This is a genomic window from Streptomyces sp. NPDC060198 (assembly GCF_042728415.1).
Lineage (GTDB): Bacteria > Actinomycetota > Actinomycetes > Streptomycetales > Streptomycetaceae > Streptomyces.
Genome location: NZ_JBHWZJ010000022.1, coordinates 26,343 through 41,077, shown reverse-complemented (window position 1 = coordinate 41,077; position 14,735 = coordinate 26,343). Strand labels below are relative to the sequence as shown.

Here is a 14,735-nt window from a genome sequence, read left to right as displayed (position 1 = left end):
GTGAAGAGGAGCTGCCCGCCGTGGGGATTGGTGGCCTTGTCCTGGAACAGGGCGATCAGCGCGGCGGTGAGGCGGGGGTGGAGGCTGGCCTCTCACCGAGGTGAACTTGGCCAGCCGGTCGTCGACCGACGGGTCGAGCGGGAAGACCGCGACACGGTGGCAGTTCTGGAATGCCAGTCGCACTCCGAAGTGCCGTTGCAGGGCACCGCGTATCGCGTCGCTCGCGAGCGCGCGCAGCAGCTGGCCACGTGCCTGCTCGTTCGGCGGCGGCGTCTGGTTGTCGGCGAACTGCCCGCCGTCCACCTTCAGCTGGGCCACCAGGGAGCTGATCATCTCCCATGCGTAGGGCAGGGAGGTCCGGACGCAGTCGACGAAGTCGGCTTCGTCGACCTCGCCTCGCTCGGCCTGTTCCAAGAGGGCCGGTGAGACGTCGAGCGACATGGGTTCTCCTCTCGCGACCCCGGCAGGAGGCCGGGGCCTTACGGGCACGGCAGAAGGACGGCGGCGACGCAGCGTGCACGCCCGGCGACCTCCTGCTTCCACGGTAAGGGCGCGGTCCTGGTCGCACCAGGAGATTGGGAACACAACCGGCCAACAACGAACCTGAGCAAAGGGGGCAAGACCGCATGTGCTGCGGCAGGGGCGGAAGTGGCTCAGGAGGTGCGAATCGCGCCGACCGCCCGTTGTCGAGTAGCGTTGCCGACCATGCGTCTCGTCATCGCCCGTTGCTCCGTCGACTACGCGGGCCGGCTCACCGCCCACCTGCCCTCCGCTCCCCGTCTGATCCTGGTGAAGGCGGACGGCAGCGTCTCGATCCACGCCGACGACCGGGCGTACAAACCGCTCAACTGGATGTCCCCGCCGTGCACCCTGAAGGAGGGCTCCGGCGACGACGCGGGTGTCTGGACGGTGGTGAACAAGGCGGGCGAGAAACTGATCATCACGATGGAGGAGATCCTCCACGACTCCTCGCACGAACTCGGCGTCGATCCCGGCCTGATCAAGGACGGTGTGGAGGCGCACCTCCAGGAGTTGCTCGCCGACCGGATCGAGATCCTGGGCGAGGGCTACACCTTGATCCGCCGCGAATACCCCACCGCCATCGGTCCCGTGGACATCCTCTGCCGGGACGCCGAGGGCGCCACCGTGGCCGTCGAACTCAAGCGGCGCGGTGACATCGACGGTGTCGAGCAGCTCACCCGTTATCTGGAACTGCTCAACCGCGACCCCCACCTGGCGCCGGTTCGCGGTGTCTTCGCGGCGCAGGAGATCAAGCCGCAGGCACGGGTGCTCGCCACGGACCGCAAGATCGGCTGCGTGGTCCTGGACTACGACGCGATGCGCGGTATCGAGGACGACAAGCTGCGACTGTTCTGATCCCCCGCCGGCCCGCGCAGGGCACGGCAGACCGGACGGCTTGATCGGCAAGCCGTCCGGTTTTCGATGTTTCGGGAGGCGCGGTACGGCCTGGAAACGTCACCTCGTCCGGAATCCGACTGCTCAGGCCTCGTCGGGCGTGGCCGTCGCGGTCCCGGGGCTTCCCCAGGGGCTCGCTTCGGCGGTGCCGGACGCGGTGGCGGTGGCCGTACCGCCGTCGTCGGTACCTCCCCCGTCGCCGCCTCCGTCGTCGCCGGGGGTCTCGCCGGTGGACGGGGTCTCCGTCGGAGGGGTGGTCGACGGGGTGGTGCTCGGCGCCGAGGGGGTCGAGGTGGATCCCGTGGAACCGCCGGTGGAGCCCTTGGGCGGGGTCGAGGAGGAACCGCCGGCCGGCGGCTTCGGCACCGCGCTGCCCGTGTCGGACGCGGTGGGCGAGGTGGCGTCCGGGTCCGGACTCTGCGCCGTACCGCTGCTGCCGGGCGTGGGCGTGCCGGTGGCGCCCGGGGTGGGCGTACCGGACGTGCCGGGCTCGACGGAGGTGCTGCCGCCCGGTGCGGTGCCGCCGCCCGAGCCGCTGTCGTCGGCGGGGGTGTCCTCGGCCGGCACGGTGCTCTCCTCGTCGCCCTCCTCGGCGGAGTGCCCCGGGGTGACGCTCTGGTTGCCCGCGTCCTCGCTGCCCGCGGTGGCGCCGAGCGTCACGACGGTACCGAGCACCGCGACCAGCAACGCGCCCGCGCCGACGGCCACCAGGTTGCGCCGGGCTCCGGCGACGACGGTACGGCCCAGGGCCTTCACGCCTGCGGGGCGCCCGCCCTTGCCCGGTACCGCGGCCGGCACCGGGTAGGTCGCGGCCGGCTCCTCCACCACCAGCGTCTGACGCGGCAGGGCGGGCAGCGGCGGCAGGACCGGCAGGACTTCCGTCGCGGCACCGTCGCCCCGGGCGCCCCGGGCAACCGCGGCGGCGTCCGCCGCGGTCCCGTCCGGCCTCGCCCCGTGCGGCAGCGTGCCGGAGCGGTCGGTGACCAGGGCGAGCGCGCGGCGTCCGGCGACGGCCCCTGACCGGTCGGCGAGCGCGCCACGGAGCCCGATCGACGCCTCCAGCTCCGCCCGCGCCCGGTCCAGGTGTCCGGCACAGAGCGCGAGGACACCCAACTCATGGTGGAAATAGGCTTCTTCGGCCACCTCGCCGGCCAGCCGCGACGCCTCCTGGCCGACCCGCAGGGCCTTCTCCCAGACGCCCCACTGCAGGGCGACGGCAAAGGCGGGCCCCGCGCTCCGGGCGAGCCGGACGACGACCGGCGCCGCCTGGGGGTTGCCGCTGGGGAGCAGCACCGTCATCGCCGCGAGTACGGCGTCGGCCTCGGCGACCGCGCGCGCGGGGGTGACCGAGGGGTGCTTGACCCACCAGGCGTAGTGCTCGGCGACGGTGAGGGCGCGGTGCTCGGCGCCCTCGGCGTAGCCGCCGAGTTCCAGCTGGACCTGGACGCCGGCTGCCAGCCGGTAACGGGAGCCGGCCGGTGAGAGGAGCCCGGCACCGGCGAGTTCACCGAGCGCGGCATCCGCGTGGGTGTGTCCGATCAGCGCCGGAAGGTGCGCCTGGTGCGGCACCTCGCCGCCGAGCGCGACGGCGAACCGCAGGGCTTCGCGGGCGGCCTCGCTGAGGCGGGAGGCGAGCAGCGGGGCGGGCGCGGCGGCCTCGCCGATGCTGGGCAGCGGCACCTCGCCGTCGAGGACCGGGACGAGGGGCACGGGCAGGGCGCCCGCGGGCCGCTCCTCGAACGCGCCGTACTCGTCGAAGTCCTCCGGGATCTCCCGGAGCTGGTCGCGCTGGCGGAGTAGGGCGCCCGCCTGGACGAACCGCAGCGGGAGCCCCTCGGACTCGAACCAGAGGTCGCCCGACCAGTTCGACTCCTCGTCGGTGAGCGGCCGTCCGGCCACCCGGCTCAACAGGTCGGTCGCCGCGGCCCGGCTCAGTCCCGCGAGGGAGACCTCGTCGAGCTCGGCGTCCGTGGCCACGTCGGGGGTCGTGCCGAAGAGGAAGGCGCACTCGGGCGTGGCGTCGAGGAGTTCTTCCAGGGCGGTGCCGCCGAACTCCAGGTCGTCCACGACGACGACCGCGCCGATCCCGGAGAGCGCGCCCAGCAGCTCCTCGCGCTCGGGACGGCGCAGCGGGGCGTCGTACACGGTCTCGTAGAGCGCGTGCAGCAGGTCGGCGGCGGTGCGGCGGTGACCGGAGAGCCGGACGACACCGTCGGGCGCGAGTTCGGCGCAGTCGGCGGCGACGGCGTCCAGCAGGGCGGTACGGCCGGAGCCGGCCGGGCCGCTGAGGCGGGCCGAACGGCCCCGGGTGAGCAGGCGTACGAGCCGCCCACGCTCCTCCTGACGCTCCAGCAGCGGCAGTTGCGGGGCGGGCGGGCCCGGCGGTACGGGAGGTTCCGCCGCACGCTCACGGGTGGCGCGTTCCTCGTCGTTGCGCCGGAGCGGGGCCTCGGGCCGCACGCCGGGCGGGCAGGGCTCGGCCTCGCTGCCGTCCACGGGGTTGACCGTGATCAGGAGGTCGCCGGATATGAGTCGCACGACGCGGGCCTTGGCCCCCGCCTGGGGTACGAGCTCGGTCGGCAGGGCGTCACGGGACGGCCTGCGCCGGGCCGGTGCCTCGCCGCTCCCGTCGGTGTCGTGACCGCCGTGGTGTTCCGGGTCCCGTGCTGTCGGGTTCATCGTCCAAGTCCCCCAGACGCGTCGCACTGCTGCCCGTCCGGCGCGCACGTGCCGCTGTTGCTCGTGGTGTCCGCCTGCGGGTTTCGGTCGATCGGCGGACGGCCGAACCTTAAACCTTCGTCCGTCCCGTCACGTCGGCGGGGGTGGATGCCGCCCGGGACATCACGTTCTCAGATGTATTGCCCGGTTAGACCGCCTGTCATGCCGGAGCGGCCGGATCCGGCGTCGGAGGCCCGGGCCGTGGGCGGGCGCCCGTGCGGAGGGACGACGGTCACCGGGACCGCGTCGGCGCGCCCTGAGGCGTGTTGCGGAAGTAGCGCCGTCCGCCCGGAGGGCAGGCGGGAATGTCGCAGCACGTCTGAGGAGCGGGTCGGGGCGGACGGCTCCGGCGGCCCGCCGTGCACCCGGGGGAGTTCACGTGCTTCTCGTTCCGGCACTTCAACCTTTCGCGCGTCTCCCGCATCAGTAGTCGGTGACAGGACGGATGCGGCCGGACTCGCTTCGGTCATCCGCGGACGATGGAGGCGAACCAGTGACATGGACAGCGAGAGTGACGCGGTGGCGCATCGCGCCGGCCGTGCTGACGGCGGCGGGCATGCTGCTGGCGGCAGTTCCCGTAGAGGCACAGGCCGCGGCGCGGACGGAGACCGGAGCACGTCCCTGGGCCGACGGCGCCTTCCCCGAGGGGAACGCAACCCTGCGGGACGCTGCGCGGGTGGGCCCTCGTACGACCTGGGCCGTCGGCTACCGGAAGTACGGAGAGGGGAAGCAGGGGTACCGACGTCCCGTGATCTTTACCCGCGAGGACGGGTCCACCTTGTGGAGTGAGTTGCCGGCGCCGGACGGTCTCGCCGCGATCCGCACGGTGACAGGGAGCCCCACCGGGACCACGTGGCTGACCGACACCGCTCCCAGGGACGGCGGCGGTGTGGTGACCGCCCGCCACGACAGCACCGGATGGCGGATCGAGGAAGGACCTCTGCCCGAGGGGTCCCTGAGCGGTGGATTCAACGGGCTCGCCCCCGTCGCCGACGACGACGTGTGGGCGGTGGGCTGGAGTCAGCCCACCGACTACCTGACCTTCCTCGGACTCATCGAGCACTGGGACGGCACCCGGTGGCAGCGGGTGCCGACACCGGCCGTGGACAGCGACTACTGGACGCTCGACGACGTGGTCGCCACCGGCCCCGACGACGCTTGGGCCACCGGCAGCATCGGCACGCCGGAAGGCCGCATCCGTCCGCTCATGCTGCACTACGACGGCGTCGCGTGGACGGTCGTTCCCACTCCCGGACTGAGCTCGCACTACGGCGCCTTCGCGGACCTCGCCGCCCGGGGACCGAACGACGTGTGGGCGGTCGGCACGGAGGAGGCCGGGGCAGACGCGGAAGCCCACGCCGCGATCGCCCACTTCGACGGGCACGGCTGGAAGAAGGTGTACACCGGAGCGGGCGAAGGGCGGCTGACTTCCGTCACGGCCACGCCCTGGGGGGTCACCGCCGTCGGACACTCGGACGCCGGCGGCACCTCGTACAGGCCGTTCGGGGTGCGCCGGACGGCCGGCAGGTGGAAGCCGCTGGCCATACCCGCCGGTGAAGGCGCACTGGGTCGTACGCCCATCGACGTGCTCGGTGCCGGGCGGACGCTGACCGTGGTCGGGATCGAGCCGAGAGAGGACGAGGCGACCGGGGAGTCGCTCCCCCCTGAGCCGTTCAGCCTGACCTCCCGCTGAGCCGGGCCGCGCGCCGGGGGCGCCGCTCACCGCGCTCCCGGCCCGCGTCCCCGAGGTACGTATCGGCGGCTCCCGGAGGGAAGCCGAACTCCGGGCCGAGAGAGCGCGGGAGCCGGCCTGCCGGTCGTGAACCCTGGCATCACAGACAGCGCGTCACGCGTGCGCACCCTGTTCTTCCGTGCGCCCCGTCTTCCGTGCGCACCCTGTCCTGTCGCGGCTCTCAGACCCGCGGCAGGGATTCGGCGGCGATCCCGCCCTCGATGGCCAGGATGCGGTGCAGCCGGGTCGCCACCAGCAGGCGCTGCATCTGCGGAGGTACGCCGCGCAGCACCAGGCGGCGTCCGGCACGGCCCGCCCTGCGGTGCACGCCCATGATCACGCCGAGTCCGGTGGCGTCCCAGGAGTCCAGCTCGGTCAGATCGAGCACGAGGTCACCGACGCCGTCGTCGACGGCGGCGTGCAGAGCCGTACGGGCGTCCGCCGCGCTTCGGACATCGAGGCGGCCCCCGACGACCAGCTCGGCGTGGTCGCCCCTGATGTGCATATGCGCTCCCCGTATCGCTTCGTACAAGAGTCCGTGTGGCTGCCCGCTCCTGCCACCAGTGACTGTGGCAGGAGCGGGGAAGTTGCCGCCTGTGAGCGAACCGGTACCGAATTCACCCTGTGGGGTGATGCCGGTCCGCTGGTCCGGCACCGTTTCCGGTCCGGCTTCCCCTTGGAGCCGGGTGCGGCCCCTGGTGCCCCGGGCGCCCGGGGGCCCGGCCGACGGCGCGGCGCGGGGCCCCGGGGAGCCGGGGTGGTGCTCAGTAGGTGTAGAAGCCCTGCCCGCTCTTGCGGCCGATGTCACCCGCGTCGACCATCCGGCGCATCAGTTCCGGGGCGGCGAACTTCTCGTCCTGTGACTCCGTGTAGATGTTGGAGGTCGCGTGCAGGAGGATGTCGACGCCGGTCAGGTCGGCGGTCGCGAGGGGACCCATGGCGTGGCCGAAGCCGAGCTTGCAGGCGGTGTCGATGTCCTCCGCGGTGGCGACGCCCGACTCGTAGAGCTTCGCCGCCTCGACCACCAGCGCGGAGATCAGCCGGGTGGTGACGAAGCCCGCCACGTCCCGGTTGACGACGATGCAGGTCTTGCCGACCGATTCGGCGAACTCCCGTGCGGCGGCGAGGGTTTCGTCGCTGGTCTTGTAGCCCCGGACGAGTTCGCAGAGCCGCATCATCGGTACCGGCGAGAAGAAGTGCACGCCGACGACGCGCTCCGGGTGCTTCGTCACCGCCGCGATCTTGGTGATCGGGATGGCGGAAGTGTTGGAGGCGAGGACGGTGTCCTCACGTACGACCTCGTCGAGGGCGCGGAAGATCTCGTGCTTGACCTCCAGCTTCTCGAACACGGCCTCGACCACGACGTCCACGCCGGCGACGGCGTCCAGATCGGTGGTCGTGGTGATGCGGCCGAGCGCGGCCCCTGCGTCGTCCGCCGTCAGCTTGCCCTTGTCGACGAACTTCTCGTACGACGCCTTCACGGAGTCCAGTCCGCGGGAGAGGGCCTGGTCGGTGACGTCCCTCAGTACGACGTCCCAGCCGGCCTGGGCGGCGACCTGCGCGATACCGGACCCCATGAGTCCGGCTCCGATGACGGCGAGCTTCCCGGCCACGTCACACCCCTTTGGTCTTGTCACCGTGCGGCAGTTCTGACGCACTCTCTCCGACTGTCCTTCATGTGCTCTCCGGCGGAGATTAGTACCCGTGAGGGGCGGTGTGACCGCTTAGAGATGCGCGTCACGTCTCACATGACGGACATCACACAGGCCGGCGTCAGGCGGCGGCGTCCGGACGGCAGTTGCCGCGTGACCACGGCCACGCGAGGAAGGGCGCCCGGTGCCACCGCGCTCCGCATAGCCTGGCCGCATGGTCAATCTGACGCGCATCTACACCCGTACCGGCGACACCGGCACGACCGCCCTCGGTGACATGAGCCGTACCGCCAAGACCGATCTGCGGATCTCGGCGTACGCCGACGCCAACGAGGCCAACGCGGTCATCGGGACGGCGGTGGCGCTCGGGCAGCTCTCCGCGGACGTGGTGAAGGTGCTCGTCCGGGTGCAGAACGACCTCTTCGACGTGGGCGCCGATCTGTCGACGCCGGTGGTGGAGGACCCGAAGTACCCGCCGCTGCGGGTGGAGCAGTCGTACGTCGACAAGCTGGAAGCCGACTGCGACCACTTCCTGGAAGACCTGGAGAAGCTGAGGAGCTTCATCCTTCCGGGTGGTACGCCGGGCGCGGCACTGCTCCACCAGGCGTGCACGGTGGTCCGGCGCGCCGAGCGCTCGACGTGGGCGGCGCTGGAGGTGCACGGCGAGGTGATGAACCCGCTGACGGCGACGTACCTCAACCGCCTCTCCGACCTGCTGTTCATCCTGGCGAGGGTGGCGAACAAGGAGGTCGGGGACGTGTTGTGGGTGCCGGGCGGGGAGCGCTGAGGCCGGGCCGCCTCCGGCCGTTCCCGTCCGGGAGTCGGCGCGCGCGGCCGGACACGGACCGGGCCGTTCCCGTCGGGGAGTCGGCGCGCGCGGCCGGACACGGACCGCGCCGCTTCCTTCGCCCCGCACGGGCCGGCCGGGATCGTCGGACCGGCCTGAGGGGCGTCACTCGCTCCCTGGCGGATGTGCGACGTACCCTCAGACCTCGTGTTTCCGCGTGCTCTCCGGCTCCCGTGCCTGCTCCCGCGTGGGGGCCGGCGCGGTCTTCGGGAACAGGGTGTAGGACGCGGCGACGATCAGGTTGACGCCGATCACCCAGAGCATTCTCTGCTGCCACATCCGCAGCGAGCCGGTGTCTCCGTCCTGGCCGACGAACCACGCGGCGGCTTGGAGCAGGGCGATCGCGATCGCCGCCGCCAGTGTCCAGCGACCGGCGGTGCGCCACTCGCGGACCGCGCGGGCCCGCCCGTACTCCGGCGGCTTCACCGGCTTCGGTCCCCCGGCGAACCGATGGGCCACCCGCGCGTCCACCCATCTGATGGTGGCGGGGCCGAGCCCGACGGTGAAGCCGATGTAGACGGCGGCCAGTCCGTGCTTCCAGTCGGGTTCGGCGCCGTCGCGCAGGTCGATCGCCGTCACGACGAGCAGGACCACCTCCAGCAGCGGTTCGCACAGCAGTACCGCCGCACCGGCCCGGGGCAGCCGCGCCGCGTACCTCAGGGTGAGTCCGGTGGCGAGCAGCACCCAGAAGCCGGCCTCGCAGAGAACGATCAGTGTGACGATCACGGCCTCTCCTCCTGTTTCCCTCAGACTGCCGTCCACGGGGCGCCACTTCGTCGTCTCCGGTGACGAATCGCGACTGCATCCTTCGATGTACTGACGCACCGTCCTCGTGAACAGCCGTGCGTCCGGGCCCCGTTCCCTGTTGGATGACGAGGTGGAACCCGTCGTCCGCCGCCCGCACCGTCATGACCTCCTGATCGCCGCCGCCGGCCTGGTGGGCGGCCTGTCGCTCTGGCTCCTGGGCCTGCGTATGCAGAACGGCCGTCCCTTCGAGGCTCCTTGGGCGGGGCTCGTCCCCCTGGCGCCGATGGCCGCGGCGGAGCTGATGCGCTGCACCCGGCCCGGCGCGGCCCTCGCCCTGGCGACGGTCCTGCTGGCCGCCGACCAGTTCACCCCGGGGAACATGGCGACGGTCCTGATGTACACCGACGTGGTGTACGCGGCCGTGGTGTACGGCTCCGAGGCGGCGGCCCGGCGCATCCCGGTGGCGTCGCTGCTGGGCTCGGTGGCGCTCGCCCTCGCGCTGCTGCCCCGGCTGCGACCGGCCGATGCCGTGCTGGTGGGGGTCCTGGCCGGGCTGGTCTCCTTCGTACCCGCGATCACCGGAGCCGCGGCGCGGAACCACCGCGACGCCGCCGAGGCCGCCCGGCTGCGGGCCGAACGGACCGCGCTGCTGGCGGAGACGGACCGTGCGCAGGCCGTGGCCGAGGAGCGCTCCCGGATGGCGCGCGAGCTGCACGACGTGGTCGCGGGCCACCTCTCGGCGATCGCCCTCCACTCCACGGCCGCGCTCTCCATCGACGATCCCCCGACCTCCCGCGAGGCCCTGTCGGTGATCCGGGAGAACTCGGTCGCCGGGCTCGCGGAGATGCGGAGGCTGATCGGCCTGCTGCGCGAGGGCGGGGCACCGGACCTGCCCGGCGCGGCGCCGCGGCTCTCGGCGCTGGACGCGCTGATCGAGCGGTCCCGCGCCCACGCCGCCTCCAGCGGGCTGACCTGCGTGCTGGACGACGCGCGGGGTGGCGGGGTGCTGCCCGCTCCGGTGGAGCTCGCCGCGTACCGCATCGTCCAGGAGTCGCTGACGAACGCGCTCAAGCACGCCGCACCGGGTGCGGTGCGGGTCCGGCTCGCCCGCCCCGGCGGTCTGCTGACGGTGGAGGTGACCAGCGTGTCCGGTGCGCGCAAGGGCTTCCGCACCCCGGGTTCCGGTGCGGGGCTGATCGGTATGCGGGAGCGGGCGGAGCTGCTGGGCGGAACGATCCGGGCGGGTGAGGAGCGCGCGGCGGACGGCACCGCGCTCTGGCGGGTGCGGGCCGAACTGCCGGTGCCCGACGACGTCCGAGGACATGGAGAGACGACGTCCGAGGACATGGGGAAGGGACGATGAGCTCATGACGATCCGGGTCCTGGTGGCCGAGGACCAGTCGGCCGTGCGGGCGGGTCTGGTGCTGATCCTGCGGAGCGCGCCGGACATCGAGGTGGTGGGCGAGGCGCCGGACGGCGAGGAGGCCGTACGGCTGGCGCGCGAACTCCGCCCCGACGTGGTGTTGATGGACCTTCAGATGCCGCGCCTGGACGGGGTGTCGGCCACCGCGCGGGTGGTGGCCGAGGGGAGCGCCGATGTGCTGGTGCTGACCACGTTCGACCTGGACAGTCACGTCTTCGGGGCGCTGCGGGCCGGGGCTTCCGGCTTCCTGCTCAAGAGCACGGAGGCGCGGGACCTGCTGGAGGCGGTCCGCGCGGTGGCCCGGGGCGAGGGGCTGATCGCTCCGGCTGTGACGCGCCGGCTGATCGCGGAGTTCGCGGCGGTGTCGGCCGCCTCGGCGCCGCCGGGTGCCGCGTCCGGCAGCGCCGAGGTCGAGGCGCTCACCCGCCGCGAGCGGGAAGTTCTCGGATGCCTCTCCGGCGGGCTGTCCAACGCGGAGATCGCCGGGCGGCTGTCGATGGCGGAGGCGACGGCGAAAACGCACGTCAGCAGGGTGCTGGCCAAGCTCGGGCTGCGCAGTCGCGCACAGGCAGCAGTGCTGGCACGGGAGTTGGGCCTGTGATCAGGCCCACGACCGCACACGGGTTCCCCTGGTCCAGACCTCTTGACGATTGGTCCAGACCTTCCTAGTCTCACCGCAACACACTGCGATGAGCGCGCGCATGACAAAGCGCACTCAGGGCGGCGCAGGGTCTGCAGTCCACGAACCACCCCCCGTTTGTCGGACCTCACCCGAGGAGCACCGTTGAGCACCGAGACCCCCCAACGCCGGACCAGATTCGGCTGGACGCTCAGAAAGAGCGGCAGGACCAAGGCGATAGCCGGCCTCTCCGCACTGCTGCTGCCGATCGCCGCGATGGTCGGCCTCGCCACTCCCGCGTCGGCGGCCACCTCCGCCACCGCCACGTACGTGAAGAAGTCCGACTGGGGCACCGGCTTCGAGGGCCAGTGGACGGTGAAGAACACCGGTACCACCGCGCTCTCCTCGTGGACCATCGAGTGGGACTTCCCCTCCGGCACCTCGGTCACCTCGGCCTGGGACGCCACCGTCACCAGCTCCGGCACCCACTGGACCGCCAAGAACGTGGGCTGGAACGGTGCCATCGCCGCCGGCGCGAGCGTCAGCTTCGGCTTCAACGGCGCGGGCACCGGCTCCCCCACCGGCTGCAAGCTCAACGGCGCCTCCTGTGACGGCGGCACCACCGTGCCGGGCAACAGCGCCCCCTCCGCTCCCGGCACCCCCACCGCGAGCGCCATCACCAACACCTCGGCGAAGCTCAGCTGGACCGCCGCGACCGACGACGCGGGCATCAAGAACTACGACGTGCTGCGCGACGGGGCGAAGATCGCCACCGTCACCACCACGACGTACACTGACAGCACCCTGACCGCCGGCACGAGCTACTCGTACTCCGTGCAGGCGCGCGACACCTCCGACGTGACGGGCCCGGTCTCCGGCGCCGTGAGCGTCAAGACCACCGGCGGCGGCACAACCGATCCCGGCACCCCCGGCACGGGCAGCAAGGTCAACCTCGGCTACTTCACCGAGTGGGGCGTCTACGGCCGCAACTACCACGTGAAGAACCTGGTCACCTCGGGTTCCGCCGAGCAGATCACGCACATCAACTACGCCTTCGGCAACGTCACCAACGGCCAGTGCGCCATCGGTGACGCCTACGCCGACTACGACAAGGCGTACACCGCGGACCAGGCCGTCGACGGGGTCGCCGACACCTGGGACCAGCCGCTGCGCGGCAACTTCAACCAGCTCCGCAAGCTGAAGGCCAAGTACCCGAACATCAAGGTCCTCTGGTCCTTCGGCGGCTGGACCTGGTCCGGTGGCTTCGCCCAGGCGGCCCAGAACCCGACCGCCTTCGCCCAGTCCTGCTACAACCTGGTCGAGGACCCGCGTTGGGCCGATGTCTTCGACGGCATCGACATCGACTGGGAGTACCCCAACGGCTGCGGTCTGACCTGTGACACCAGCGGTCCGGCGGCCCTGAAGAACCTCACCTCCGCGCTGCGCAACAAGTTCGGCTCCTCCGCCCTGGTCACCGCCGCCATCACGGCGGACGGCTCCACCGGCGGCAAGATCGACGCGGCCGACTACGCGGGCGCCTCGGCGAGCCTCAACTGGTACAACGTCATGACGTACGACTTCTTCGGCGCCTGGGCGAACACCGGCCCGACGGCCCCGCACTCGCCGCTGACCTCCTACTCCGGCATCCCGACGGCCGGCTTCACCAGCGCCGACGCGATCGCCAAGCTCAAGGCCCAGGGCGTTCCGGCGGCCAAGCTGCTCCTCGGCATCGGCTTCTACGGCCGCGGCTGGACCGGCGTCACCCAGGACGCGCCCGGCGGCACCGCCACCGGTGCGGCGGCCGGCACCTACGAGGCGGGCATCGAGGACTACAAGGTCCTGAAGACCAGTTGCCCGGCCACCGGCACGGTCGCCGGTACGGCCTACGCCCACTGCGGCACCAACTGGTGGAGCTACGACACCCCGGCCACCATCGCCTCGAAGATGGCGTGGGCGAAGAACCAGGGCCTGGGCGGCGCGTTCTTCTGGGAGTTCAGCGGTGACACCAGCAACGGTGAGCTCGTGAAGGCGATGGGCACCAACCTCAAGTAGCCCTCCCCCGGGGCCCCGGCCCCGAGAGCACCACCAGCACCACCCCCGAAAGCGCCGGGGAGACAGGTCCGCCCCCTGTCTCCCCGGTCTTTCGTCGTTTCCGGGGCGGGGAGACAGGGGGGCGGGACTCCCGGACGGGGGCGGGCCTCCCGGACGAGGGCGGGACTCCCGGACGGGGGTAGCAGGACTTCCCCGCCGTACGAGGGCCCCGGCGAAGGGCACGCCGCAAGACAGAGACCGCAGGACAGAGACCGCACGAGGCCGGGACGGAGCAGGCCGGGACGGAGCAGGCCGGGACGGAGCAGGCCGGAGGAAGCAGGCCGGAGGAAGCAGGCCGGAGGAAGCAGGCCGGAGGAAGCAGCTCGGAGGAAGCAGTTCGGAGGAAGCAGCTCGGAGAGGGAGCAGGCCCCGGAAAGCGAAGAAGGCCGGGGAAAAATCACCCGGCCTGTACGGAACCATCACGGATCACCCTGCGGACGCAGCCGTACGGAACACCACCATGTGCCGCGGCTCGGACCGCGGACTGCGGGGACGCCCCTACGCCACGTTCACCCGCTGGCCGGGCGGTGCCGCCTCCAGCCACGCGAGGAACCCCGTCAGCGCGTCCTCGCTCATCGCGAGCTCCAGGCGGATCCCCCGCAGGAGACAGCCGAGCACGACGGAGTCGGAGAGCAGCGCCAACTCCTCCTCGCCCTCGGGGAGCCGGCGGTCGACCACCTCGATGGCACCGCGCTCCAGGGCGCGGCGCGGACGCGGGGAGTAGGAGAACACCCGGAACCAGTCGACCCGGTCACCGCTGTAGCGGGCCACTCCGTAGACCCAGCCCTTGCCCGTGGGGTCGGGTTCCGTGGACACGTCCCAGCGCAGACTGCAGTCGAAGGTCCCGCCCGAGCGCTGGATGAGCCGCCGGCGCAGACCGAAAACGAAGAGTCCCACCAGGATCAGCACGAGGACGACTCCGCCCACCCACAACGCGAGGACCATCTCCACCGACCTCCTCGCATCGTCGAGTAACCAGAAAACGAACCGCACCCGCATCGCCTCAGCCGCGACACGGTCTGGATGATTCCAGCTCGGGCCGCGGCTGAGTAAAAACTTCTGCCGTCAGGAGCGCTGACGCCCCTTCCGGGTCACACTGCCGGTCACGGCACTAGTGCGCCGACACCGCGCGCAGTCGTACGTCCGCGCGCCGCTCGGCGGCGGCGTCCGTGTCCGACTTCGCCCGCTCCAGCGCGCGCTCGGCACGCTGGACGTCGATCTCGTCGGCAAGCTCGGCGATCTCGGCCAGCAGCGACAGCTTGTCGTCCGCGAACGAGATGAAACCACCGTGCACGGCGGCGACGACGGTGCCGCCCTCGCTCGTACGGATGGTCACCGGGCCCGATTCCAGCACACCCAGAAGCGGCTGGTGACCGGGCATGACGCCGATGTCGCCGGACGTGGTGCGTGCGACGACCAGGGTGGCCTCGCCGGACCAGACACTGCGGTCCGCGGCGACCAGCTCGACATGCAGCTCAGCAGCCAAGGGT

Annotated in this window: 12 protein-coding genes and 1 pseudogene; 6 read left to right on the top strand and 7 right to left on the bottom strand. The window is 71.9% G+C overall.

Going from position 1 to position 14,735, the window contains the following annotated elements; genetic code table 11:
• Positions 1–84 precede the first annotated feature (84 nt).
• Positions 85–441: pseudogene (locus tag ACFWEP_RS05580) on the bottom strand (SCO5389 family protein); the annotation flags it as partial.
• Positions 442–705: 264 nt separating this feature from the next.
• Here ACFWEP_RS05580 and nucS point away from each other — a divergent pair.
• Positions 706–1,377, top strand: coding sequence for an endonuclease NucS (gene nucS, locus ACFWEP_RS05575; RefSeq protein ID WP_328719392.1), 672 nt, complete (start codon positions 706–708; stop codon positions 1,375–1,377).
• 123 nt (positions 1,378–1,500) lie between these two features.
• Here the strand turns inward: nucS and ACFWEP_RS05570 are convergent, their stop codons facing one another.
• Positions 1,501–4,095 carry an ATP-binding protein gene (locus ACFWEP_RS05570; protein ID WP_387365977.1) on the bottom strand — a complete coding sequence of 865 codons (2,595 nt, stop codon included), beginning with the start codon at positions 4,093–4,095 and terminating at the stop codon, positions 1,501–1,503.
• 550 nt (positions 4,096–4,645) lie between these two features.
• Between ACFWEP_RS05570 and ACFWEP_RS05565 the strand changes: the two genes are divergently transcribed.
• Complete coding sequence (locus ACFWEP_RS05565; RefSeq protein ID WP_387365974.1) at positions 4,646–5,827, top strand: hypothetical protein; 1,182 nt, start codon at positions 4,646–4,648, stop codon at positions 5,825–5,827.
• A 220-nt stretch (positions 5,828–6,047) separates the two neighbouring features.
• Here the strand turns inward: ACFWEP_RS05565 and ACFWEP_RS05560 are convergent, their stop codons facing one another.
• Both ACFWEP_RS05560 and ACFWEP_RS05555 read right to left on the bottom strand, forming a co-directional pair.
• Positions 6,048–6,371: an STAS domain-containing protein gene (locus ACFWEP_RS05560; protein WP_328719394.1), complete on the bottom strand. Its 324-nt coding sequence runs from the start codon at positions 6,369–6,371 to the stop codon at positions 6,048–6,050.
• A 259-nt stretch (positions 6,372–6,630) separates the two neighbouring features.
• Positions 6,631–7,479 (bottom strand): 3-hydroxyacyl-CoA dehydrogenase family protein, encoded by an 849-nt coding sequence (locus ACFWEP_RS05555; RefSeq protein WP_387365971.1) that lies wholly within the window; start codon positions 7,477–7,479, stop codon positions 6,631–6,633.
• Positions 7,480–7,732: 253 nt separating this feature from the next.
• On the opposite strand from ACFWEP_RS05555, the gene ACFWEP_RS05550 reads away from it, so the two are divergent.
• Positions 7,733–8,305 carry a cob(I)yrinic acid a,c-diamide adenosyltransferase gene (locus tag ACFWEP_RS05550; RefSeq protein ID WP_387365968.1) on the top strand — a complete coding sequence of 191 codons (573 nt, stop codon included), beginning with the start codon at positions 7,733–7,735 and terminating at the stop codon, positions 8,303–8,305.
• Between the two features lie 198 nt (positions 8,306–8,503).
• On the opposite strand, the gene ACFWEP_RS05545 is transcribed toward ACFWEP_RS05550, so the two are convergent.
• Positions 8,504–9,091, bottom strand: coding sequence for a hypothetical protein (locus ACFWEP_RS05545; RefSeq protein WP_387365965.1), 588 nt, complete (start codon positions 9,089–9,091; stop codon positions 8,504–8,506).
• Positions 9,092–9,242: 151 nt separating this feature from the next.
• Between ACFWEP_RS05545 and ACFWEP_RS05540 the strand changes: the two genes are divergently transcribed.
• The 3 genes from ACFWEP_RS05540 to ACFWEP_RS05530 all read left to right on the top strand — a co-directional run bounded on the left by ACFWEP_RS05540 (position 9,243) and on the right by ACFWEP_RS05530 (position 13,206).
• Complete coding sequence (locus ACFWEP_RS05540; RefSeq protein WP_387365962.1) at positions 9,243–10,475, top strand: sensor histidine kinase; 1,233 nt, start codon at positions 9,243–9,245, stop codon at positions 10,473–10,475.
• Between the two features lie 4 nt (positions 10,476–10,479).
• Positions 10,480–11,136, top strand: a complete 657-nt coding sequence (locus ACFWEP_RS05535; protein WP_387365959.1) for a response regulator — start codon at positions 10,480–10,482, stop codon at positions 11,134–11,136.
• Between the two features lie 183 nt (positions 11,137–11,319).
• Positions 11,320–13,206 carry a glycosyl hydrolase family 18 protein gene (locus ACFWEP_RS05530; protein WP_387365956.1) on the top strand — a complete coding sequence of 629 codons (1,887 nt, stop codon included), beginning with the start codon at positions 11,320–11,322 and terminating at the stop codon, positions 13,204–13,206.
• A gap of 537 nt (positions 13,207–13,743) precedes the next feature.
• Here ACFWEP_RS05530 and ACFWEP_RS05525 read toward each other — a convergent pair.
• Both ACFWEP_RS05525 and ACFWEP_RS05520 read right to left on the bottom strand, forming a co-directional pair.
• Positions 13,744–14,190: a DUF2550 domain-containing protein gene (locus tag ACFWEP_RS05525; RefSeq protein WP_387365983.1), complete on the bottom strand. Its 447-nt coding sequence runs from the start codon at positions 14,188–14,190 to the stop codon at positions 13,744–13,746.
• A 166-nt stretch (positions 14,191–14,356) separates the two neighbouring features.
• On the bottom strand, positions 14,357–14,731 hold the full coding sequence (locus tag ACFWEP_RS05520; RefSeq protein ID WP_275492059.1) for a F0F1 ATP synthase subunit epsilon: 375 nt from the start codon (positions 14,729–14,731) through the stop codon (positions 14,357–14,359).
• Between the last annotated feature and the right edge of the window lie 4 nt (positions 14,732–14,735).